Below are 25,682 nucleotides of genomic sequence, written 5' to 3' on the forward strand. Positions count from 1 at the left end.
ATTCAGATCACGGCATTCAATATTCTTCTCAAGAATTTGTAAGTTTTATTAATTCTATTAATGGCGTTATATCAATGTCAAGAATAGGAAACTCACTGGATAATCGAGAAATTGAATATTTCTTTTCTATATTAAAAACTGAAATTTTTCCGAACTTCTATCAAACCGTTAAAACACTTACTTTTATTGAATTAAAAAATAAAATAAAAGAATTTATAGATTGGTATAATAATGAGAGATTTTTAAAAAAATTTAATTTAAAAACACCCCAAGAATTATGGGATGTTTACAACAACAAAAATTTTACAATTTAGTCCAAAATTTTTGTCCTAGTTTATATTTTTGTGGATTTTTGTTTTAATTATTTTGCGGTTTTAGGTTTTCTGCCTCTTTTTGGTTTTTCTTGTTCTGAAGGTTTAAGTTCTTCAGCGTTAACGTTTGAATTATCTTCTGTAGAATCATTTGCCTTGTTTTCATTTGAATCGTTTGAATTTAGTGAAGCTTCCTCAGCTGTTTTAGCTTTTAAAGCTTCTTCTTCCATACGTTGTCTTCTCTTTTTACGTAAGATTACAGCAAGGATAATACCAAGAACTACGAATAGAAGTGATACAGATACAATAACAACCCATATTCAAGCAGGCATCTTGTTTTTAGGTTTAACTTTTTCTAAATCATTAAATAAGTTTTCAAGATCTTTTTGATATTTATCATGTTGATCTTTATCAATAAGATCGCCATTAGCTTTTTTATCAGCAATTTCTTTCATAATTTTATTAAATGCTTCATTAAATTTGGCTTTAGAAGCATCTGTATAATTTGATTTGTTAGCATCAAATTTTTGAGAAATTTCATCTTTAACATTAGTTAATAAATTATCTGTATAAGTTAATAAACTATTTAAAATATTATTTAATGTAATTTCATCAGCATCATAAACATTTTTATTATAGTCTTTTGCTTCTGAAGCTGTAACCTTATTTTTTAAACTTGCAATGTCATTGTCAAATTTTTCTAATGATGTAGTTACATATTTATTTCTTGTTAAACTATTTTTAGCATCATCAATTTTAGTTAACATTTTATCTTTGTAACTTACAAGACCAACTAATATTTGATTTATTTTGTTTGAATAATCATCATATTCAGAATTAGTAATTGCAGGTTTTGCATTAATTTCTTGTAAAAGAGCATCAATTTTTTGATTTATAGTTGCTTTATCATCATCACTATATTCATTAAATGGATTAGATTTTAAAGTATTTAATTTATCTAATAACATTTCCTTATTGCTTTTTAGAAGATTATTAAGAGCATCAATTTTTTGTTTTTCTAAAGCGAAATTATCTTTATTAATTGCAGTTGAAGTGTCTTCAAAATAAGTTTTTAATTCATTTATTTTAGCTAAATATAAATCTTTAGAATCTTTACTAAATGTAGAAAAGTCTTGCGCTAATTTTGTATTTATTATATCTAATAAATCGCTCTTCAAGGTTTTTAAATTAGAAGCTGCATTATTAATTCTATTTTTTACATCGTCTACGTCATCTCTTGAATAAGTACTATTAGTATAGTCATTTTTTATTGCATCAATGTCTGCGTAGTAATTTTGTGAACTAGTTTCATTATATGAATCTAAATCTTTTGTTTTTGCTTGATTAATTAATTCATCGATTACTTGTTTATTTGTTTTTTGTAAAGTCAATGCATTAGCAATTTTATTTTTATATTCTTGATATTTAGCTTCATTTAATGTGCTTTCATTAATGCCATTAACTTCATTATTTAATTCATCTAAAGCTGTTTTGTATGCTTCAATAGAAGAATAAGGATAATTTTCATATTTAGCATCATCTTTATCTAATGCAATTTCAGCAGCAAGTTCATTTAATAATTTTGACTTATAACTTTGTAATAAATCAGTATTATCAAGTTTTGCTTTGTATTCGTTAAATTCATTTTCTAAAATTAGATTATCAGCTTTTGTATTAATTTCATTTTTTAGATCAATTAATTTATTTTTATATGCAAGAATAGAGTCATTAGTTGCTCATAAGTAATTTGATCCAACTGCGGCTTCAATTTTTTGTTCAGCATATTTAATTAATGTAGATTTATAAGTTTCAAGAAGAGATTTTTTAGTTTCTGCTTCATTTTTCATACTATCATATTCAGCTTTAATAATTTCAGCAGTTACTTCGTTTTTTAGCGAAGTAATAGCAACTTTATATTTATTAACAGATTCAGATGTGTATTTATTATATAAAGTGTTTGTATTAATATCTTGTAAGATATTTTCAAAAAACTCTAATATATCAATTTTATATGTTTTTGCATTTTGAATTGTTGCTATAATTTCAGCTTTTTTATCATTTAAAACTTGTTCTGTAATTGAAGTAGTAACATCAATAGCATTTAAGTAACTTTCAAGACTTGGTTTTAAAGTATCAATAATAAATTTATTATCTGCAAGTTCAGCTTTTGTTTTATCAACAAATTCTTTTAAAATAGTTTTATTTTCTTTTAAAGTAGCAGTTTTTTTATCATTAATTTCATTCTTAACATTTATAAGTTCAGATCTATTTATATCATTTGTTGCAATTTTTGTTTCTAAGAAATCTTTATAAGTTTGAATGCTTTCTGAACTATAAATCGAATAATCTAAAGCTTTTTCAGCATCAATAAATTCATTAAGCAATGATTTGTTTGAAACTAAATATTGAGTTTTATAAGATTCGATTTTAGCTTTTTCAGCATTATAAGTATTTTCATCAATTTCTGGCCCAGCATTAATTTGGTCTTTCAATGTTTGAATGTGTTGTTTATATATGGTTACTGAATCACTAGTGTGATTAAGTGAATCAAACTCATTAATAATTTTAGCTAGTTTCTTAACTAATCTTGTTTTGTATGTTTCTAAATCACTAAATTTTTCTTCTATTTCATCTCTTTTAGTAGCAAAATCTGCTTTTGTAATAGAAGAAGTTACATCTATACCATTAAGATAGTCTGTTAATTGTTGATGTAAAGTAGATGAAATTGAACCGCCCATAGCAGCAAGCAATGCTCTTTTTTCTTGAACTAATTCATCTAATTTAGTTTTGTTTTCTACTAATTTTGTAGTTCTTCCATTAGTGATATTAGTTTTATTATTTTCTAAATCTGAACGACTAATATCAGCTGAAGGCATTAAACTACTTAAATAATCTTTAAAAGTATTTTCTGAATCTTCAGTATAAATATCATAATTTTTAGCCTTTTCAGCATTAATTAAGGATTCTAAAATACTTTTGTTTGAAATTAAAGTATCTTTTTGAGTTTGAAGTTCTAGTTTTTTAGCATCATAATCTGCAAGTTTTAAGTTTTGACCAACTAAAGAATCTTTTAAGTTATTTAAATATAACTTATATGGATCAGCAGTTGCTTGAGAATAGTTATCTTCTTGGAATGAATCAATAATTGCAGTAACTTCTTTAATTAATTTATCTACATAAGTTTCTACTTTTGAAAGTTTTTGATCAATGTCATTTTTATAAGCATCAAATGCAGTTTGTTCAATTGAATTTGTAATTGGAAGACCAACTAAATAAGAAATTGTGTCAGCTTTAGATTCATCAGTTACATATTCATTAGCAGATAATTCAGCTTTTTTAGCATTAATATATTGAATTAAAGCATCCTTATTTTCTACTAGTTTAGCCTTTTCTAAGGCTATTTTGTTAATTATTTCAGTAACTTTGTCTTTGTTAATATCTGAGTTAACTTTAGCACTAGTTAAATAAGCTTTAAATGTAGCTTCAGAATCTCTAGTATATTTCTTGTAATTTTCATTTAATAAATTATCAATATACTCATTAATATAATCTTTATTTTTAACAAGTTTAGATTTAAAAGAAGTTATTTTTGCATCGTTATTGTTATAATCAACTTCAGTTATATTACCACCATTTTGGATTTCAGTTTTTAAATCATTAAGAGCTTTTTTATAAGCCTTAACAGAATTTTCTGTATAAATGGTTGAACTAAATGAGGTATAAATATTTTGTATTTTATTAATTAATTTAGTTTTATAAGTTTCGGCTTGAGCAATTTTGTCATCAATTTTTTGTTTTTCTGTAGTAAGTTGAGTTCTGGTAATAGAATTATTAGTTTCTAAACCATTGAAGAATATATTTAATAAAACCTTAGCTTCATTTGTTATAAAAGTAGAACTTGAAACTTCTATTTTTTTATCATTGATATATTTAATTAATACTGCTTTATTTTCAACTAATTTATTAATTTTTTCAGTACTAATTGCACTTTTCTTAGAAACTAATTCTGATCTAGTAAGTTCATTAGAAGGTAAAACACTATTTAAATAACCTTTATATTCATTTTCAGAAGATAAAGTATAAATATCAAATGAGCTAGATTTTTCATTATTAATATATTCAATTAAAACAGATTTATTTTTAATTAATAATGATTTTTTACTATCAATATTTTGTTTATATGTTTCATATTCAGTTTTAGACAATGAAGTTAAAGCAGAAATTTGATTTTTAATAATATTTATTTGAGCTTTATATGCATTTTCTGAATCTTCAGTATAAATATCAAAATTTTCTAATGTCAAAATATCATTTAGTTCTTTTTCAATTTTTGAAAGATATGTTTCTGCATTAGCACATTTTTGATCTATTTCTTGTTTCTTTTGTGCTAATTGAGACTGAGTAAGTGAAGAAGGTATAACTAAAGAATTAAAGTAGCTTGTTAAAGCTGCTACACGAATCTAGCTTGTTAAAGCTTCTTTAGCTTCATCTGTTAATTGATCTGAATCTAAAATTCTTTTTTTAGCATTTATATAATTAGTTAATTCAGTAACGTTTGTAACTAGTTTTGCTTTTTCAATAGCAATTTTACTTTTATATTCATTTAATTTAGTTTCGTTAATTTGAGTAGGTAGTGAAGATTTTAAATTATTTAAATAATCTTTATAATCATCAACAGATTTTTTGGTGTAAATATCGTAATTTGAACCAAGTTCTATATCAATATGAGAATTTAAAAGGCTTATAAAGCCAATCAAAAATGATTTAGCTTGTTCCATTTTTGCATTATATTCATTATACTTAGATGCATCAACATTGGCCAAACTTGAAATTTCATTTTTAATTGCAACTATTTTAGCCTTATAATTACTTATTGATGATTGAGTATGAAAATTAGAAGTAAAATTATTTATAATTTCTTCAGCTTCTTTAATCAATTTAGATTTATAGGTTTCTGCACTAGCAACAATATTATCTATTTGAGATTTAAGAGTTGCAAGTTGAGTTCTAGTAATAGAATTAGATGTATTTATTTTATTAAATTCAGTAGTTGCATAATTTTTACCAGAAGGAGTAATTTCATTTGAAGAAGCTACTTCTGATTTCTTTTGATTTAAATAATTTAATAAAAATGTCTTATTTTCAACTAACTTAGCTTTTTCTTGAGCAATTGCCGATAAAAACAATTGTAATTCCAATCTAGTAAGTCCTTTTTTTGTAAAAGCAGTAGTTTTTCCTTCATTTAGTTTTTGTTTAAATTCATTTTCACTTTCTAATGTATAAATATCATAATTTTTACTTAATTCATTATCGGCTTGACTTTCAAAAATACTTCTATTTGTTACAAGTTTGCTAAATATATCTCTATTTAATACTTTAGCATATTGTTCATTATAATCAGTAGCACTAATTTCAGATTGCATGTTAGTATCAAATGAATTTTTATATTCTTCTATTTTAGAATCGATAACTGAAGATATTGAATCAAATGATGCTTTTGTATAGTAATCAGCATTATTTTTTAATTCGAGCAATTTATCAATGAAATATTGTTGAACTGTGTTTGCATACGCAGTTATAGAATATATACGAGCATAATATTTACTTTCAAGAAATACAATTCTTACTCTTTTTACTTTTATAGGTGCGCCACCACTAAAACCACCTAAGTTTGCAAAACTAATATTAGCTTCATTTAAACCAACAAATTCCTTATCTCAAATTTTTGATGTTCCATCTTCGCCAAATACTTGAACACAAAATCTAAAATTTGGAAGAAAATTTAAATAAGCTTGTGCAGCATTTGGGTGAATTTGAATAATTTGCATTGCACGTAAATGTTGTACGGTTTCAAACTCAAATTCAAAGAAGCTACCCGCTGCTAAAGCTATGTCAACAGAACTATAGTTAAATGTTTTTTTGCCTGGTTTATTTTCGCTACAAAAGTATCTTTCTTTATCATCATAAATAAACGCATTTTTAGGTTTATATTTATCATTATTGCTAAAAACACCTAAACTTCCATTATTTATTTTACTTTCTAAAACGTTTTGACCTAAAGTGGCTAGGTTTTCAAATTTTAATTCTTCACTTTTATTTTCAATAGGTTTAACTTCAACACTTAAAAGTGGTAAAGTAACAGCTGCTATTGTAGGTAATGAAATAGCAAGCAATTTTAGATTTTTAAATTTGTTTTTAAACATAATTTACCTTCTTTCTTTAACAAAAAACATGAATAATAATTTATAAAAATAGTTAAAAGTATGATTTGCTTTTTGCCTAAAAATTATACTATATTTTTTTGAAAAAAAAATAAAAAAAGAAAAAATACTATTAAATATATATTTATATATATTTAATATCTTCAAAAAATATAAGCTTTAAAATCAATATAAATTCTTAATAATTTCTTGTTTTTAATAATATAAATTAAAAATTTTTATTTTGTGCTATAATTCAATTCTATTATTATATTAATTAACTAAGACTCAATGTTTGTAAAGGGGAATTGTAAACATGGCTTCTAATAATTCAAAAAAAGATATACAAGAAATAATTAATCATTTAAAGACTTCTGGTTTTGTTTATCAAAACTCAGAAATATATGGGGGTGTAATCAATACTTGAGATTATGGTCCTTATGCAGTTAACATGCTAAATGAAATAAAGAAAAATTGAATAAAGGAATTTATTTCGAAAGAAAAAAATTATTTAATTGATTCAAAAATTATTATGCATTCTAATGTTTGAAAAGCAAGTGGACATCTAGACAACTTTTCAGATTTTTTAATTGATAATAAAATTAATAACAAACGCTATAGGGCAGATCACATTGTTAAAGATTTGTTTCCTGAAATTAATGTTGAAAAATTAAACAACATAGAACTTGAAAAAATAGTTAAAGAAAAAGTTAAAGAATACGATGGTTCAAAATGTGATTGAGGAAAAATTCAATCATTTAACTTAATGTTTAAAACTCAAATGGGCGCTATTGAAAATGAAAACTCAATAACTTATTTACGTCCTGAAACTGCACAAGGTATATTTGTTAACTTTAAAAATGTTGTAAGAACTACTAGAGCTAAATTACCATTTGGTATTGGTCAAATAGGAAAAAGCTTTAGAAATGAAATAACACCAAGAGATTTTATTTTTAGAACGCGTGAATTTGAACAAATGGAACTTGAGTTCTTTTGTGAAAAAGAAATAGCTGACAAATTTTATAAATATTGAATTGAAAAATGTAAAAACTTTGTTACAAAATTAGGTTTAAATCCTAAAAATTTAAGAGTTAGACCGCATGAAAAAGAAGAACTTAGTCACTATTCAAAAGGAACTAGCGATATAGAATATCTATTTCCTTTTGGCTGAGGAGAACTTTTGGGAATAGCTAATCGCGGAGATTATGACCTTCAACAACATATGAAATATTCAGGGCAATCTCTTGAATATCTAAATGATGAAGGTAAAAAAATAATCCCTTATGTTATTGAACCATCTATTGGTTTAGATCGTTTATTGTTTGCACTTTTAATTGATAGTTATGAAGTTGAAAAACTTGAAAACGATGAAAGAATTGTTTTACACTTAGACTACAAAATTTGTCCATATCAAGTTGCAATTTTTCCATTAATGAAAAAATTAAATGAAAAAGCAAAAGAAGTTTATAACTACTTACTAGAAAATAGTGATCTTAGATTAACATATGACGAAAGTGGTTCAATTGGAAAAAGATATCGTCGTCAAGATGCATTAGGTACTTTTTTTGCAATCACTATTGATTTTGATAGTCTTGAAAAAGATACTGTAACAATTAGACATAGAGATACAATGAAACAAGACATAGTTAAAATTAGTGAAATTCAAAACTACTTAAAGAACTTTGCAAAATAATTTTAAAGGAAATAAATGGAAAATAATAATTGAAAATTAGTTTTAGATAAAACAGATATTGTTAGTTTAATTTCTGAATATGTTCCTTTAACAAAACGTGGTAGAAACTTTATGGCTTGTTGCCCTTTCCATTCAGAAAAAACACCATCATTTTCAGTAAATGCAGAAAAAAATATATTCACTTGTTTTGGTTGCAAGAAAACTGGTAACGCAATAAATTTTTTAATGTTCTACAAAAATATTTCTGCTTTAGAGGCTCTCAAAATATTGGCTGATAAAGCTAAAGTTGATATTTCAGAATATTTAACTAGATATGAAAAAAGTCACCAAAAAACTGAACAGGAAATGAAAATATTGGATGTTTTGCAAGAAACAAATAATTTTTTTCAATATCACATGATCCTGAATAAAAGTGAAAACAAAGTTCTTTCTGATTTTTTAGAAAAAAGAAAATTAAATAAAGAATTGATCCATTACTTTGAAATTGGATTTGCCCCAGAAAAAGAAAATCTATATACATATTTAATAAACAAAAATTATAGCGAATCTGCAATAAATAATGCTTCAGTTTGTGTCCCATCTTATAATAAAAATGAAACTAAAGAAAATAACTTTTTCTTTAATAGAATTACTTTTCCGATTAAAGATGAAAATGGTTATATTGTAGGTTTTTCAGCTAGAGACATTACTAATAAAAACAATAATAAATATTTAAATAGTTCTGAAACATTAGTATTTAAGAAAAATAAAGTTTTATTTAACTATTGAAATGCAAAAGATAAAATATCAAATGCAAAAGAAGTATTTTTAGTTGAAGGACAATTTGATGTTGTTGCCTTGTATAAAGCTGGATTTGAAAATAGTGTTGCATTGATGGGAACAAATTTATCACATTATCATTTAGAATTACTAAAAAATAGTACTATTAATTTATTTTTTGATAGTGATAAAGCTGGACAAGAATCAACGGAAAAAAATCTAAAAATTATTTTATATTATGCAAGTAAACTTAATTTACAAGTAAATATAGTAGTTAATAAGTTAACTAAAGATCCGGATGAACTATATAATTTAGATGAAGGAATTTCTTTAAAAGAAACGGTTAAAAACAAATATGATTTATCACAATATTTAATAAATAAATATTGTTCAGCTGAAGCTTTTAAAGAGAAAAATGATATTCAAAAATCATCATTATTAGCAAATATGTTTGAACATGCATATTACATGCAACCACAAATATATTCATTATTCAAATCAAAAATTTTAGAAAGCAAAATATTAAGTGATGAAGTTTATAGCAGTTTTGAAAAACAATATTTAAAACCAAACTTTAGCTCTGATAAAAATTTTCTACAACACATTAGTAAAAATGAATATGAACAATATAATCAACAAAGCTCAAATATTTTGCATTCTTCTAACAAATACAATGACTATCCAAATTATAATTATGAATATCGTGATTATTCAGAACAAAATTATAATAATTTAAATTTCAATAATAAGCCTTATTGAAATATAAAAAACAAAGAATTAATCGGAAGATCTAAAGATATTACACTGATATTAAAATGTATATTAAGCCAAACTTCATATTTAGAAAATTTAAGTGAAGAAACATTTGCTAATATAAACACTGAGGAAGAAAATAAAATCAAAAAAGAATTAATATGTTACATAATTGATAATAAAAATAAAATTAAAGAAAATAATGCTTCTGAATATATCAAAAATGATAGTTCGCTATCAAATGCAACCAAAAAAGATTATTTGCAAGCTTTGAATGACATAAATTTAATTAATGAAAAAGATAATATTTCCAAAAATGAATTTGATAAAATTGTTACTAATTTGAATTCAACTTCAGAACAAGAAACAAAACCCAAACTACTAATAGTAGAATCAAAAAAGAAGGAATAAAACATGGCCAATACTAAAACAATAACAAATACAAAAGTAGAAAAAGAAACAAAAAAAGCTGCTCCTAAAAAAGTAGCTAACTTAAAAAAAGAAATAGTAGCAAAACCAGCAATTAAAAAAGAAACTACTAAAAAAATAACTAAAACTAATGCTACTAACAAAACTACTTCAAAATTGCCAACAGCTAAAAAAGAAATTAAAACTAACATTGAAATAAATGTAGATGATCCAAAATCAATTATCAAATTATTGAAAACTGAATTATCTAAATCTAAGTTTTCGCAAGGTGAAATATTCGACTTTTTTGAAAAGCATAATATCCAACTTGATGAATCTAAAAGTGATGCACTATTTGAAAAATTAATGGAATCTAATATGCTTAATATGGATGTTGATTTTGATGACGATGATGATCTAAGCGATACAGACTTTTTTGAAATTATTAAAAAAGAAAAGAATTTTGCTTCTAACAAAGATGATGATTTTGATTTTGAAAGTGAAGATGAAGAATTTGATGAATCAAAATTAAAAGAAATTGAAGATGAAGAAAGTAAAGAAAATGAAAATGAAGATTTCGATGAAGAATTTGATGATAACGGAAGAGAACATGACACAGTAGAAGAAGAAATTCTTTTAGATGAAGAAAACCAATATTTAAACAAATTAGGGCATGTTGAAGATGAAGAGGAAGAATTTGATGCTTCTTCATTACTAAAAAATTATGATGACACTTTTGAAATTAAATTAGATGATCCACACCAATATAAATCAAGTGAGTTAACTAACAAGTTAACTGAAACTAATGATATCGTTAAATGATATATGAGATGAATTGGTAAGTATGGAAAATTATTAACACCTAATGAAGAAAAAGAATTAGCTATAAAAATGGAAGAAGCACAAAAAGCAGGTGATACATATAAATATAAACGTGCTAAAGATATGCTAATTAATAGAAACTTACGTTTAGTTATTAGTAATGCTAAAAGATATAAAAATAGAGGACTTAGCTTTATTGATTTAATTAGTGAAGGTAACAATGGTATTTTAAAGGCAGTTGAAAAATATGATCATAATTTAGGGTACAAATTCTCCACTTATGCTACTTGATGAATTAGACAAGCAATTACTAGAGCAGTTGCTGATCAAGCTAGAACTGTAAGAATACCAGTACATATGGTTGAAACTATTAATAAAATTTTAAAGGTTGAAAGAGAACTTCAACAAGAATTAGGTAGAACACCTACTGATGAAGAAATTGCTAAAAAATATGGTCATGACTTTACTGCCGAAAGAGTTAGATATATTAAAAAAATTAATATTGAACCCATTAGTTTGGATAAAAATGTAGGTAAAGAAGAAAACTCAAGTTTTTCTGATTTTGTTAAAGATGAATCAGTTCAAAATCCAGTAGATTTTTCTTCACATGAAGAATTAACTGTAATACTAAATGACATGTTAGATGATACTTTAGATGAAGAAGATAAAACTCTTATTAAGAAAAGATTTGGTGTTGGTTCAGATGAAAAAGGAAATAAATATAGACCACATACTTTAGAAGAATTAGCAAAAGAATATGGTAGAACTAAAGAAAAAATTAGACAATGAGAAACTAAAATTATTAGAAAATTAAAGCACCCACAAAAAAGAAAAAAATTAAAGGCTTATTACCAAAACGGAAATTACGAATCTGATTAATAATTAATTTAAAAAGACTAAAAGGTCTTTTTTATATAAACTTTTTTTAGCCAATATATTTTTTAAATACTTTGTATTTATCTCGATCATGAGGATTTTGCAATACATAAGCTTTAATTAAATTAATAATTAGGGATACTACAGTCATAGGACCTACACCACCAGGAACGGGTGTTAAATATTTTACCTTTTGATAAAATGAATCAAAATCTAAATCCCCAGTTATTTTTGAATTATTTCTATGAATTCCTACATCAATTATTATAGAGTTTTTTTTAACGTTACTTGCAACAATTGGGTTTTTTTGTCCAGTAGCTACGATAACAATATTAGAATTAATTACATCTTTTTTGTCATCATATTTATCAAATACTCTAACTTTATTTGTAAAGTTTGATAAATATTTAGCCAATGGTTTTCCAACAATATTAGATTGGCCTAAAATGCTTATATCAGTTTTTTTATAATTAATGTTATATTTATCTAAAAGCAAAATAATACCTTTTGCTGTAGCTGGTAAAAAATTATTATTTAATTCATAATTGCTATTGCAATTATGTTCGCTAAGTCCATCAATATCTTTATTAATAGGTATTAGATTTAAAATGTCTTGCTTATCTTTAGGGTCTAACACATAATTTAAAGAAAAAGGTAATTGAACTATTAATCCTGTAACTTTTTTACTTACATTTACAATTTCATCTTTTATTTGATTAATAGTACTATTTTCTGGTAATTTAGAGAATACAGTTTCTAAACCTAAATCTTTTGCAATATTTAATTTATGTTTAATATAAATATTAGATTCTTCTAAGTTGCCAACTTGGATTATGCCTAAAATTGGCCTATTATTATTTGGTATATTTAAAAATAATGATTTAAGTTCTTCTTTTAAATCATTAGCATATTCTTTACCATTTAATAATATTGCAGCCACTTTATGCCTTTCTAAAACTTCCGTCTCTACTTTGAATTTTAATTGCAGTACAATCATTTAATGATTTTGCATATTTGATTGCTTCTTCTTGAGTATCAAATGTCTTGCTTACTTTCTTAGCATTTGCATTTTTAACTGCTCAATGCCCATTGTGATTAATTATATATTTTATTGCCATCATTACTCCTTGTATAATAAGTTATATAATTTTATTATTAATTATAATATAATTTTTTAAATTAAAAAATAGATATTAGGAATACATATGAAAAAAACAACTTTAAAATTTTTGCCATTTTTTGCTTTACCTATAGGAAGCGCAATATTTGCTACTTCTTGCTATAATCAAGTTGAAAATGATAATAATGCAGATATAAAAACTAAATCATATTATTTTAAAAATTTAAGTGATGAATATACAATAAATGATAATTATATAAATACTTATACAATTAATAATAGTGAAACTTTATATGTTTCAATTGAAGAAATGATGAAATACTTAAATGGTTTTGTTGACTATAATGTATTTAACAAAAAATGAAATTTCTTTAGTAAAGAACCAAGTTATACATATTATTGATATAACAATATGACTAAATACACAATGACTATTAATTGAACTAAAAATACAATTAAAGTTAATAATTTAAATTATTTTGATAATGTTAATTACACCCAAAACACTGATTATGGTAGACAACTAAAATATTTTAATTATGATGTACAAAATAAACCAGGTACTAATGGTTCAGTTACATTTGACTTAGGTAAATATGACTTTGACATACTGAACTATAAAAAGAAAATTTTAATTCCTTTTCCTATTTTTAATACTTTATTTTGCAATACCAATTATTACAGTTTGTATTTTAATGGAGATACAATTTTTGGTATTGACCGTTGATTATCAGATAACATGCAAGGCATTGAAAGAATTAAAACAGGAAGTTTAAATAATAAAATTGCTTCTGAACAATATAGAAAAGACACATTTAATCACTTATGTTTTTCTTTGGACTATTTTTATGGTTTAAAAGATCATAAAGGTATTAAATCATTCATAGAATATTTTAATGAAAACATTGATATTAAACAAAAAATATTAAGTTCAGATAAAAACACATTTAGTTATGCATATGCTAAATTAATAAATTCAAACTTTAATGAACTTCATTCAACTATGTTGTCTTTATCATTTTATAATGATAAAAATGATAGACTAAGAAGCTTTTTGCAAGCTAATCCCGACGTAGCATCAAGCACTAAAAGAGAAGAATTTAATAATATAAGCAATTTTTTAGAACGAAAAAGACAACAAAGATTTGGAGTTGAAAAAACTCCAATTGTTAGATTTAAAAACAATATGGCAATAATTTCTTTTGATAGTTTTGAAACTGGTTCTAATGAAGAAGTTACTAGAACTAATAATTATGATTATGACACATTTTATTTATTTAAATATGCTATGAAACAAATTATAAAGAAGCCTGAAATTACAAAAATAGTAGTAGACTTATCACTAAATGGCGGCGGTAACGTTGGAGCTATGCGTAAAGCGCTTGGATATTTAACTGATGCTATTATTAATACATATCAATTTAATAGTTTATCAAAAGAATATACTGAAATAGGAAATAAAGTTGATATTAATTTAGATGGTAAATATAAATTTAATGAATCTTATTCTAATTATGAGTGATATGTTTTAACTGGACTTAATACATTTTCAGCTGCTAATCAATTTGCTTCAATTGCTAAAGATATGAAAATAGCTACATTGATAGGCAAAAAATCAGGTGGAGGAATGTGTTCAATTATGCCATTAGTTCTAAATGATGGAACAACGTTAATTATTTCTTCAAATAATTGCGCTATTAATAAACAAAAGCAATATATTGAAGATGGTATTGAACCTAAGCTTAATTTAGAATATAAATACTTTTATGATGATGATGCACTATTAAATTTAATAAATAATTAATTGTAGGAGAAAAATAATGATAAAACTTGGCAGTCATATGTTTTTTAAAAAGCCTGATTACTTACTTTCATCAGCAAAACAATCATTAGAAAATGGAGCTAATTGCATGATGATATATTTAGGTCCTCCGCAATCTACTTATCGTGAAGATATTAGTAACTTTAAATTAGAAGAATTTAAAAAAGAATATTCTTCAAAAATGCCTTTAGAAAATATTGTAGTACATGCCCCATACATAATTAATTTAGCTAACCCTGAAAAAGAAGAATTCAGCAAAAACTTTTTAATAAAAGAAATAACTAATACTCATAAACTAGGCTTTAAATATATTGTTTTACACCCAGGCTTTCATACAAAATATTCGCCAAAAGATGCTCTAGATACATTAATTAAAAACTTAAAAGATGTTTTAGAAAAAACTAATGATGTTATTATTTGCATAGAAACCATGGCAGGCAAAGGAAGCGAAATTGGAAAAAACATTGAAGAATTAAAATATATTTTAGAAAATGTTAATAGTGAAAGAATTGGGCTTTGCTTAGATACTTGCCATATTTGAGATGCAGGCTATAATATAAAAGATTATGAAACATTTAAAAAAATATTAAAAGAAAATAATTTATTAAATAAAATAAAAGTCATCCATTTAAATGATTCATTAAATGATTTAAATGCAAAAAAAGATAGACACGCTAATATTAATAAAGGCAAAATAGGCCTAGAAACATTACAGAAGTTTGTCTTTGATAAAGACTTTGATAATATTCCAATTATCTTAGAAACTCCGCTTATGAATGATTACAATGATTATTCAATAGAAATTAAAATGTTATTAAACAAATAAAAAGCAAGTGCAATAATTCATATTACATTTGCTTTTTTATTAAAATTTTAAAATAAGTTAAATACAATAAAAATTACCATTAGAGACCATGCTACTTGAAGTTGAATTGTCTCATTTGTAAGTTTGATCTTTCACTTTGATTTCGCCTTTTTCAGATAAACCTGATTTTGCTACGCCAACTATTGACCCGGCTATACTAATTATTCCTGGTATTACAGTTGTAATTAGTGTGGAAAGAAATGCAGTTAAAGCAAAACCACCTTCATAATTTTTTAATTTATTTTTCTCAACTTGTATAAAATTTTTCATTTTTAACCTCCAAACTTATAGTATCACATATGTTGCTTTACATTTTATAAACGAACTAATTTGAGAAAAGATTAGGAAAAATCATTTTGTTTTTCCTAAAATTAAATAGAACTCATGTAATAATCAACATGAGTTCCAAATTTTAAAGTTATATTAATTAGTTTCTTTATAGTTTTTAATATCTTCAATGTGAAATGATTTAAGCATTTGAATATCTGCTTTAATTTCATCGATATCAGGTTGAATTAGTTTTTTAACCGCAAAAGCAATTTTCATAATTACTTCTTCAGTAATAATAGATTCATCTTTTGGTGGGGTTATTGATTTTACTTTCATATTTGCCTCCTGATATCTAACAACTAGAAACTTATAGTCTTCATAGTTACTAAATTGACATATTGCACAATTTAAATTGCTATATCGATTCATAAGTTTTTTAATTTCTAATGAACTAACTTTTGTATATGATAACATATCGCCTAATGGTCCATTAAAATTGTCATTATCTTTATTTATGGTTTTGCCTCCTTTCATTGTATTACATTTTTAACTAATTTTTTTAAAATTTGCATATTTGTAAAAATAATAAATTTAAAAAGTTTTGTAATGAATAGTATTAACTATTCATCTTTATTTTTGCATATTTTTTATTAACATATTAAAAAAAGAACTAATTTGAGAAAGGATTAGGAAAAATCATTTTGTTTTTACTAAATAAAATAAAAAAATGCTTAGTTTTAAACTAAACATTTTAATAAATATATAAATTATTATTCTTCACCATTTGGTCTACTTAAAGTAAGGTGACCATTTTTTGTTACTAAAATTGTATCTTCAATTCTAGCACCACCAAGGTTTTCAACATAAATACCAGGTTCAACAGTTATAATCATGCCTTCTTCTAATATAGTACCAACTGTTGGATTTACATAAGGGAGTTCATGTACATCAATACCAACGCCATGGCCTGTTGAGTGTGTAAAGAATTTACCATATCCTTGTTTTTCAATATATTCACGACAAATATTATCAATATCTTTCGTACTCATACCAGGTTTAACTGCTTCTCTACCCAATTTTTGAGCTTCAGTTACAATATTAAGAATTTTAACTAATTCTGGGTTTTTAGGTTTTCCAAAAAAGAATGTTCTAGTAATATCACTTACATAGCCACCAAATTGACCACCAAAATCAATTTTAACAATATCACCATCAGCTAATTTTCTATTTGTTGGGTGGTGATGTGGTTCAGCAGCATTTGTTCCAAAAGCAACAATAGAATCAAAGCCTTCTTTTTCTGCACCAAAAATTCTCATTAAGTAGCCTAATTTGTTTGAAACTTGAAGTTCGGTAATACCAACTTTTAAAATCTTTTTAACTTCCTCTAATGCTTGAAGAGATAAAGTACATGCTTCTTGAATTTTAGCCACTTCTTCTTCATCTTTTTTAATTCTAAATTTTTGTCCTTGAACTAAAATAAATTCAGCTTTAGGCAATATAGATTTAAACATTTCAAAAGTTCCTAATTTTAAGTAATCTTTATCAACAGCAACTTTTTTGTAGTTCTTTTTTTTCAAAAAATCTGATAAAGAATCTTTTTGTAAAAGTTTTACTTCAACATTTTTTGCATTTTTGGTGACATATTCAATATATCTTCCATCAACAAAAATATATGCTTTAGATGGTTCAATTACAATATAACCATCTGAAGTAATAACATTCGCAAATCAAAGTCTTGTTTGAAATGCTTCAGAAATATAAGCATCAGCTTTTGATTCATTAAAAAATTTTGTTAATTCGTCTTTAATCATTTTTATCTCCTAGAAATTATTTCTTTTCTTTATGATCAGTATGTTTGTTACATTTTGAGCAATATTTTTTCATTTCTATTTTTTCAGGATGCAATTTTTTGTTTTTCTTAGTTATGTAATTTTCCATTTTACAACTTTCGCATCTTAAAATAAGTCCTTCTCTTGCCATAATTCCTCCTAATTTTTTAGTCTAATGGACTATATATAAATAATTTATTAATAATTTTATAACAAATTAAAAATTATTTGAAAATTTCTGTTTTTGAAAAATCTATTTGTTGTGTTTTATCGCTTGGTTCTTCTTGATTGTCATTTTCAATTTGTTTGAAATCTTCTTGTTCTTGAACATTATCTTGCAATTTAATGTTTTTTAGATTTTGTTCATTCAATTTAGTAATTTCATTATTACTTTGAGCTCCACCTTCAACCTTATGAATAACAGTTACATTTGTTTTTTCAACTGTAACATCTGATAAAACTTTTTTAGCTTCTTGTTCTTCTAAATTAAACATATCTTTAGTTATACCTTTTAAATATTTATTAATGTAAATAATTCCGCTTACTCAAGCTAAAATTAAACTTGCAATTAAAGGTATATTAATATAGAAAATTTTTCAAGTATCAAATTCCTTATTGTTTTTATTATACAATCATGGAGCTGCAAATGCAATAACAATAATTGAGATAGATACAAAGACTGTTTTGATTTTTCCTCAAACATTTGCTGCAATTTTAATATTCTTTTTGCTTGCATACATTCTAGATCCATCAACTAAAATATCGCGCATAATAAATAAAATAATTAATGGTAAATAAGTAAATTCCATAATTGCTAAGAATAAAAACATTAATGTTGTTGCTACTTTGTCAGCTATAGGATCAAAGATCTTTCCAAAAACTGACACTGTTTTATGTTTTCTAGCATAATGACCATCAATAAAATCAGTAATCATTGCAATTATAAATAATAAGCAATTAATTCAATATAGTATTGAATAACCAACATTATTTTTTCCACCAAAAGTTACTGATAGAGTATCTCCTGTTTTTTCTACTCCATAATAAAAGAAAGCGCCAGTTTTAGTTTTTAAAATGAACATCACTGACATTATCACAATAAAAGGGATCATTAGTAATAATCTAATAACAGTTAATCAATTTGCTAAACCAAATTTATCTTTTTTAATTTTATTGATTTTTACATCAAGTTCATTCTTTTTAATTTTTTCATTAGTTTTGTCCATAGTATTGCTCCTTAACAGATTTGGAAACCAATTCTATATACTCATCTTTATGTGTTGAAGCAGGAATTTTATTGTATTCATCTTCAAAAAATTCTAAAGTTGGGTTAATTTTTTTTCTTCATATATTACAATTTGTAGAACCTAATAGTTCACAATTTTCAATAAATTTATCATATTCAGCTTTTCCAATAAATGAAGAAGCAAAATCTTTTCTATTTAATAATTTTAAAATTAGATTATTTGCACCATCCTTAATTAATTGCATTTTAACTTCACCAATTGAAGGTTCAAAATTATCAACTTCTTTTAAAGCATATTTAATTATTTCATGAAAAGATGAGATGTAATCATAATATAATTCTCTAATTTCATTGTTCTTGATTTTATCTAATTTCAATTGTTTCTTTTTCATTACTTTGCCTTTAACACCTTTTCAAACTATTCAGGCAACAAAGAATGATAATAGTAAACCTAAAATTACATAAATAATTATTTGTACTTTACCATTACCTGCATTAGTATTAGACATTAACTAGTACCTCTTTTCTTTATAACTTTATAATATATATTGTAGTTATATATTATATAAATAATATGTATATTATATATTAATTTATTTTTTAATGAATACTATACTTTCAAATGGGCTTAATTTTTTAGGTATTTCTGTATAAATCTTATTGAAATATGAAGATTGAACTACTTGTAATTTATTTTTAATGAATAAAAGAGAATTATTTTTATTGGCTAAATTAATAACAAAAATAACTTGCATTTTTGGATCTACATGTTTGTCTAATGTAATTATAAAAATATTTTTATTCAAATTACTTTTAACTTTTATATTAATAAAATCATAATCTTTGTTAAATCCTTCTAATTCAAAAAAACTATTCATATTTAATAAAAATTGTAATGGACTCATTTTATTGCTTAGTTCATTTTCAACATTATTTTTATCAGAATTAAGTGAATTTAACAACGGATATTCATATATTTTTTTATCGTTATCTCATTTTAAAACATTATTTGCATTGTCTGAACTCAACATTCTTTTTGCCTTAGAATATTTATCAAAGGGTATTTTTTTACTTTCATAAAATCTTTTTTCTTCATTTGCTCTATTTATATTATTTTCATCTCAGCTTTTAATATCTATATTATTTAACATGCCTAATTCATCACCATAGTATAGACCAAAAGAGCTTTTAGAAGCTAAGTTTAGTAAAAGCAAGGTTTTGGCCGCTTCTCAATTATAAGCCTGCTCATTTCCTCAAAGAGAATTAATTCTTGCACACAAAGAAGAACCTAAAGACATTATAAAAAATGGGCTTTGTGATAAAAACTTATATTGTGATAAAAATTTAGCATAATTAAAGTTAGGAATTTTAGCATATGGTAAATCTAAATTTATACCATTTAATGCAAAATGATTTACATATAAATAATCAGCGCATTTGCCTTTTTTATATTGCTTAAATATTTGGCTATAAACTCTTTTATTATATTTTGATGATTTAAGTATAACTAGAGCATTAGGATTAATTCTTTTAATCATCTTATATAAATCTTCCAAACGTTGTAAATTCTTATTAATATTTTTAGAACCAAAAAGTAGATACTCAAAATTTACTAAAGTAAAGCATTGTACATTACATTCATTGTAGAAATTAATAATTTTGTCAAAATATAAAATAAAATTAGCTAAATCAACAATGTTATTATTGGGATCTATATTATTTAAAATATATTTGCTTTCAAGCATGTTGAAATTTATTTGTGTGGTTTTATCATTTGTCATTGATGAATATAAAGACATTAAATTTTTTCAATTTAGAAATGTTTTCTTTAATTTTTTTAGATCTATTATAGGAGAAATAAAAATTTTTTCTTTCTTAAAATTATTAACCAAATTTATAAAATCACTTAATGAACCATTTTTATCATTAACTATTTTGATATCTGTAACATTTTCGTAATCCTTTAAAATATCTTTAACAAAGATAACATTAGTATTTAGCAATTTAAAATAATTAAGTTTTGCTTGCATACTTTTAAAATTGCCTTGTTTTTGGTTTTGTTCAACATTAAAAGTTGAAACATTTAATTCATATGTAAAGAGTCTTTTCATTTTGTCTCCCGTTTATTAATTTATTAAATCTAATATAAATGTTTTAATTGCTAGCGTTTCATCAATTAAACCATTTTTTATATCAATATCAATTTGTGATAATGTTAAAATTAAATTTTCTATTTTTTCAGCACCTTTTTTTAATACAAAATCTTTTATTAATTTAACACGATATTCATGAATTCCTAATACTTTAGCAATATCACCATCAGATGAATATTTTTTTCTTAGTAATATAAAATAATGACTATCATATAAAATTGTTGCAATTTGATTTATTATTTGCGAACCATTAACACCAAAATTTAATTGTTCTCTAAATTTTTGTAAAATCTCAATAATATTATTATACTTAATTAAAGAATTAGAAAATGATCAGTCTAAATTATCAGATATTGTTAAATTGTTTTCTGAAACCATTGCTGTTGTAATATTTTTGCTAAGTAAAAATAATTTATCAATTTCGTTATTAATTAATGCTAAATCATTAGGAAATGCAGATATTAAACCAATACAAGCACTAGCTTCAATAGTTCCACCTTTATCATGAACTAATTTATTAATATAAGGAAAAAGCTCATGATCATTAATTTTATTGGCTTCAATAATTTTTGCATTATCTTCAACAAATTTATATATTTTTGAAGGAGAAAAATTCTTATCATACTTTTCAATATATTGGGTAAAAATTATTTCTATATCTTCATCTAAATGTTTTAATAAATACAAAATTTCATTGCATGCAGATTCTGAAACTTTTGCTTTTGAATTCAAAAAATCAATATTTTGAAAAATAATTAATTTTTTAGAATAGAACATATCAATATTTGATAAAGCATCTATTATTTCTTCAAAGTTAGCATTCAAATAAAAATTTATAACTTTTAATTGCTTTTTATTTACTTGTTTATTAATTATCTTTTCTTTTATATCTTCTAAATTTTGATTTATAAAAAAATTTTCATCGCCTTTAATTAAATACATAACTTAATTATATATTTTATATTTTTCATTTAAAATAAAAATTTAAAAATGTATACTTAAATATAAACAAATTAAATGATAATTAAAAAAAATGCAAAAACAGTTTTTGGGTATTTTGCATTTTTTTAATTAATCTTAATGTTTATTAATTAGATGTATAAAACTTTACCAATTTCTGAATAATGAGTTTTTCCATCTACTGATCCTTCAAAGAGATCTCAATTTGCATTAAAGCCTGCTTTTGAAGTTGGATCAGTATGACCTTTAATCTTAATTGTTAATTGAACATCACTTAATTGTGAATATGAATTACTAAATAATTTTTGACCTAAAGTTTTAATAGAACTTGGAAGAATAATTTCAGTTAATGAAAGACAATCAGAAAATGCTTCATCTTCAATTGTTTCAAGACCTTCATTTAGAGTTACACTTGTAAGTTCACCACAATATACAAATGCTTCTTTTGCTATTTTTTTAACTGTGCTTGGTAAAACTATTGATTTAATAGCTGTTCTAGTAAATACATATTCTCCAATAGTTTCTAAACCTTCTTGTAAAGTAACGGTTGTAAGGAACATACTATTTGCAAATGCACCGGCTTCAAGAGTCTTAACTGATTTAGGAACTATAATTTTTTTAATTCCAGTTTCACTAAATGCATTTTTGCCAATGGTTTCAAGACCTTCATTTAAGGTTACTTTTTCAAGATTTGAACAGCCGTAAAATGCACCTTCTTCAATTTCCTTAACTGAAGCAGGAAGTATTAATTCAGTAATTGTTGAATTTGAAAATGCATTTTTTCCAATTACTTCAATGTCAGTTGGAAGAGTTGATATATCTTTAACAATGATTATTTTCTTATTAACTTTGTCAATTAAGTTTCCTTTTTCATCAAATGTAAAGTATTTGTTTTTTGGATTAATTACAACATTGGTTGGATTAATATCTTCAAAGTTTAATAATCCTGTAAGAAAATCAGCTTCTAATTTTTCAAGAGTTTCAGAAATGAAAAGTTTCTTTCCGCTTGCTAATTTAATTCCTGTAAAAGCTTCTTCATCAATAGATGTAACTTTTTTATTTTTGTATAAACTTGGTAATAAAATATCTTTGTCTTCTAAACCTTCAATATTGTATTTTTTAATGGAATAAGAATCTGTATCGGCATGAAACTCAAATTCATAAGCTTTTAAATTTTCTTCAGTGTTATTTGGTTCTGGTTTTACAGGTTCTGCAGGTTTTGTTGTAGTACATTTAGCAGCTATAGTTAAAGGTATTAATGGAGTGATTACTAATAATCACGCAAAATTTATTTTTTTCATTTTGTCTTCTTTCATAAATAGTAAATTTGTTTGCTATTAATTAACTTAGTTAATTAACATATATATTATACCATGTTTGTGCTTTAAAATAATTTTGGCGTGGTTACTGAAAAAAATTAAGCAAGTAAAATAAATAAAAATACAAGGTTAATTATTGCCTTGTATTTTAGTTTTTATAATAGTTAATTGCTTATATTAATCTTCATCAGCTGCAACTTTTCCACCACGTTTTTTAATTATTTCTTCAGCTAAGTTTCTTGGAAGTTTTTCGTAGTGATCAAATCACATTTGGTAAGTACCACGTCCAGTAGTCATTGAACGAAGTTCAGTTGCATATCCGAACATTTCTGAAAGAGGAATATATGATTTAATAACATGCGCTCCATCATTTCTAGTTTCGTTATCTCTAACTTGTCCACGTCTTCTTGAAATATCACCCATAACATCCCCAAAGAAATCTTCAGGAACGACAACAGCAACATCCATAATAGGTTCTAATAAAACTGTTCCTAATACTTCTCTACCTTTGGTAAGAGATTTAGAAGCCGCAATTTTATATGCTAGTTCTGATGAGTCGACTTCATGGTATGATCCATCAAATAATGTTGCTTTAACGTCAATCATAGGATATCCAGCCAAAATACCAATTTGCATTTTTTCTCTAAGTCCTTTTTCAATTGACTTAATATATTCCTTAGGAATTTTACCACCAACAATTTTGTCGACAAATTCAAATCCTTTGTCTGGGTTTGGTTCATATTTGATTCATACGTGACCATATTGACCTTTACCACCAGATTGTTTCTTATGCATACCTTCAATATCGGCAGATTTAGTAATAGTTTCACGGTATGAAACTTGAGGTGCACCAACATTAACCGCAACATTAAATTCTCTTTTGAGACGGTCACAAATAATATCAAGGTGTAATTCTCCCATACCTGCAATAATAGTTTGTCCTGTTTCTTCATCTGTTCAGTATTTAAATGTAGGGTCTTCAGCTGCTAATTTTTGTAAAGCAATAGAAAGCTTTTCACTTGCATCTTTTGAAGCAGGTTCAAGCGCTTGATTAATAACAGGTTCTGGGAAAACCATGTTTTCCAAAACAACATCCTTATGTTTTTCATCAATTAATGTATCCCCAGTAGTAGTTGCTTTAAGTCCAACAGCAGCAGCGATGTCTCCTGTTCTAACTTCATCAATATCAGTTCTTGAGTTAGCATGCATTAAAATAATTCTACCAATTCTTTCACGCTCACCTTTAGTTGAATTATATACATATGAACCTTTTGTTAAAATACCTGAATAAACTCTAAAGTAAGTTAGGTTACCAACATATGGGTCGTTCATAACTTTAAAGGCAAGTGATGAAAAATATTCATCATCACTAGCAGGTATTGAAATTTCTTTTTCGCCTTGGTATGCCTTCATTGGAGGTATATCAACAGGAGAAGGTAAATAATCAACAACTGCATTTAACATTAATTTAACACATTTATTTTTAAAGCTTGTTCCACAAACAACTGGGAAATATTGAGCACTTAAAGTAGCTTTTCTAATTGCTCTTTTTAAAATAGGAGCAGAAACTTCTTTTTCTTCTAAAATTAAGTTCATAACTTCTTCATCATAATCAGCAACTGATTCTGCTAAAGATGCTCTTAATAAGATAGCTTCTTCTTTTAAATGAGAAGGTATTTCAATAACTTTGTAATTTTCATCAACTTGACCATCAAATTCATATGCTTTCATTTCAACTAAGTCGATAGCACCTTTGAATTGTGATTCTTCGCCAATGTTTAATTGAATTGGATGTGCATTAGCACCTAATAATTTTCTAAGTGATTCTACAGATGCTTTAAAGTTAGCACCGGCTTTATCCATTTTGTTTACATAAACAATTCTTGGAACCTTATAGTTTGTTGCTTGTCTTCAAACAGTTTCTGTTTGAGGTTCAACGCCTGATTGAGCATCAAGTACTGCAACAGCACCATCTAGTACACGAAGTGATCTTTCAACTTCAACAGTAAAGTCAACGTGACCTGGGGTGTCGATAATATTAATTCTTTTACCATTTCAGTATGCTGTAGTTGCAGCAGAAGTAATAGTAATACCTCTTTCTTGTTCTTGAACCATTCAGTCCATTTGGCTAGCACCTTCATGTGTTTCACCAATTTTATGTATTTTACCAGTGTGGTATAAAATACGTTCAGTGGTTGTAGTTTTTCCGGCATCAATATGAGCCATAATTCCTATATTTCTATAGTCTTCAATTTTATATTCTCTTGCCATAATCT

At 24.8% G+C, this 25,682-nt stretch carries 20 protein-coding genes; 6 read left to right on the top strand and 14 right to left on the bottom strand.

Going from position 1 to position 25,682, the window contains the following annotated elements; genetic code table 4:
* The coding region (locus F795_RS03825) for an IS3 family transposase (RefSeq protein WP_022936162.1) at positions 1-314 on the top strand (314 nt) is incomplete at its 5' end.
* A 47-nt stretch (positions 315-361) separates the two neighbouring features.
* On the opposite strand, the gene F795_RS0102545 is transcribed toward F795_RS03825, so the two are convergent.
* Both F795_RS0102545 and F795_RS06735 read right to left on the bottom strand, forming a co-directional pair.
* The gene (locus F795_RS0102545) at positions 362-4,615 is read right to left on the bottom strand and encodes a YhgE/Pip domain-containing protein (protein ID WP_022936163.1); all 4,254 of its coding nucleotides are present in this window, start codon (positions 4,613-4,615) and stop codon (positions 362-364) included.
* Between the two features lie 156 nt (positions 4,616-4,771).
* Positions 4,772-6,514: a hypothetical protein gene (locus F795_RS06735; protein WP_022936164.1), complete on the bottom strand. Its 1,743-nt coding sequence runs from the start codon at positions 6,512-6,514 to the stop codon at positions 4,772-4,774.
* Positions 6,515-6,827: 313 nt separating this feature from the next.
* On the opposite strand from F795_RS06735, the gene F795_RS06740 reads away from it, so the two are divergent.
* The 3 genes from F795_RS06740 to F795_RS06750 are packed head-to-tail and all read left to right on the top strand — an operon-like array spanning position 6,828 to position 11,825.
* The gene (locus F795_RS06740; protein WP_022936165.1) at positions 6,828-8,204 is read left to right on the top strand and encodes a glycine--tRNA ligase; all 1,377 of its coding nucleotides are present in this window, start codon (positions 6,828-6,830) and stop codon (positions 8,202-8,204) included.
* A 15-nt stretch (positions 8,205-8,219) separates the two neighbouring features.
* Positions 8,220-10,127: a DNA primase gene (dnaG, locus tag F795_RS06745; RefSeq protein WP_022936166.1), complete on the top strand. Its 1,908-nt coding sequence runs from the start codon at positions 8,220-8,222 to the stop codon at positions 10,125-10,127.
* Positions 10,128-10,130: 3 nt separating this feature from the next.
* Positions 10,131-11,825, top strand: coding sequence for an RNA polymerase sigma factor (locus F795_RS06750; RefSeq protein ID WP_022936167.1), 1,695 nt, complete (start codon positions 10,131-10,133; stop codon positions 11,823-11,825).
* A 46-nt stretch (positions 11,826-11,871) separates the two neighbouring features.
* Here the strand turns inward: F795_RS06750 and F795_RS0102570 are convergent, their stop codons facing one another.
* Complete coding sequence (locus F795_RS0102570; protein WP_022936168.1) at positions 11,872-12,762, bottom strand: bifunctional 5,10-methylenetetrahydrofolate dehydrogenase/5,10-methenyltetrahydrofolate cyclohydrolase; 891 nt, start codon at positions 12,760-12,762, stop codon at positions 11,872-11,874.
* 1 nt (position 12,763) lies between these two features.
* Entirely contained in the window at positions 12,764-12,940 is a 177-nt protein-coding gene (locus tag F795_RS06755) for a DUF2188 domain-containing protein (protein WP_022936169.1), read from the bottom strand.
* A gap of 87 nt (positions 12,941-13,027) precedes the next feature.
* On the opposite strand from F795_RS06755, the gene F795_RS06760 reads away from it, so the two are divergent.
* Both F795_RS06760 and F795_RS0102585 read left to right on the top strand, forming a co-directional pair.
* Complete coding sequence (locus F795_RS06760) at positions 13,028-14,746, top strand: S41 family peptidase (RefSeq protein ID WP_022936170.1); 1,719 nt, start codon at positions 13,028-13,030, stop codon at positions 14,744-14,746.
* 16 nt (positions 14,747-14,762) lie between these two features.
* Positions 14,763-15,590 (top strand): deoxyribonuclease IV, encoded by an 828-nt coding sequence (locus F795_RS0102585; RefSeq protein ID WP_022936171.1) that lies wholly within the window; start codon positions 14,763-14,765, stop codon positions 15,588-15,590.
* 57 nt (positions 15,591-15,647) lie between these two features.
* Here the strand turns inward: F795_RS0102585 and F795_RS03550 are convergent, their stop codons facing one another.
* The 10 genes from F795_RS03550 to fusA all read right to left on the bottom strand — a co-directional run bounded on the left by F795_RS03550 (position 15,648) and on the right by fusA (position 25,677).
* Positions 15,648-15,899, bottom strand: coding sequence for a hypothetical protein (locus F795_RS03550; protein ID WP_022936172.1), 252 nt, complete (start codon positions 15,897-15,899; stop codon positions 15,648-15,650).
* A 153-nt stretch (positions 15,900-16,052) separates the two neighbouring features.
* Complete coding sequence (locus tag F795_RS0102595) at positions 16,053-16,433, bottom strand: hypothetical protein (protein ID WP_022936173.1); 381 nt, start codon at positions 16,431-16,433, stop codon at positions 16,053-16,055.
* Positions 16,434-16,669: 236 nt separating this feature from the next.
* Entirely contained in the window at positions 16,670-17,710 is a 1,041-nt protein-coding gene (locus F795_RS0102600) for an aminopeptidase P family protein (RefSeq protein ID WP_022936174.1), read from the bottom strand.
* Positions 17,711-17,726: 16 nt separating this feature from the next.
* Complete coding sequence (gene rpmG / locus F795_RS0102605) at positions 17,727-17,879, bottom strand: 50S ribosomal protein L33 (RefSeq protein ID WP_022936175.1); 153 nt, start codon at positions 17,877-17,879, stop codon at positions 17,727-17,729.
* 73 nt (positions 17,880-17,952) lie between these two features.
* Positions 17,953-18,954: a CDP-diacylglycerol--glycerol-3-phosphate 3-phosphatidyltransferase gene (gene pgsA / locus F795_RS06765; protein ID WP_022936176.1), complete on the bottom strand. Its 1,002-nt coding sequence runs from the start codon at positions 18,952-18,954 to the stop codon at positions 17,953-17,955.
* On the bottom strand, positions 18,941-19,483 hold the full coding sequence (locus tag F795_RS06770) for an MHJ_0274 family protein (protein ID WP_022936177.1): 543 nt from the start codon (positions 19,481-19,483) through the stop codon (positions 18,941-18,943). Before F795_RS06770 ends, pgsA begins: the two co-directional genes overlap by 14 nt.
* A gap of 84 nt (positions 19,484-19,567) precedes the next feature.
* Positions 19,568-21,085: an alpha-amylase family glycosyl hydrolase gene (locus F795_RS06775; RefSeq protein ID WP_022936178.1), complete on the bottom strand. Its 1,518-nt coding sequence runs from the start codon at positions 21,083-21,085 to the stop codon at positions 19,568-19,570.
* A 15-nt stretch (positions 21,086-21,100) separates the two neighbouring features.
* Complete coding sequence (holA, locus tag F795_RS03560) at positions 21,101-22,069, bottom strand: DNA polymerase III subunit delta (RefSeq protein ID WP_022936179.1); 969 nt, start codon at positions 22,067-22,069, stop codon at positions 21,101-21,103.
* Positions 22,070-22,218: 149 nt separating this feature from the next.
* Positions 22,219-23,388: a leucine-rich repeat domain-containing protein gene (locus F795_RS06780; RefSeq protein WP_022936180.1), complete on the bottom strand. Its 1,170-nt coding sequence runs from the start codon at positions 23,386-23,388 to the stop codon at positions 22,219-22,221.
* A 195-nt stretch (positions 23,389-23,583) separates the two neighbouring features.
* The gene (gene fusA / locus F795_RS0102635; RefSeq protein WP_022936181.1) at positions 23,584-25,677 is read right to left on the bottom strand and encodes an elongation factor G; all 2,094 of its coding nucleotides are present in this window, start codon (positions 25,675-25,677) and stop codon (positions 23,584-23,586) included.
* Between the last annotated feature and the right edge of the window lie 5 nt (positions 25,678-25,682).

Origin of the sequence: Metamycoplasma orale ATCC 23714, from assembly GCF_000420105.1 — a bacterium.
Classification (GTDB): domain Bacteria; phylum Bacillota_I; class Bacilli_A; order Mycoplasmatales; family Metamycoplasmataceae; genus Metamycoplasma; species Metamycoplasma orale.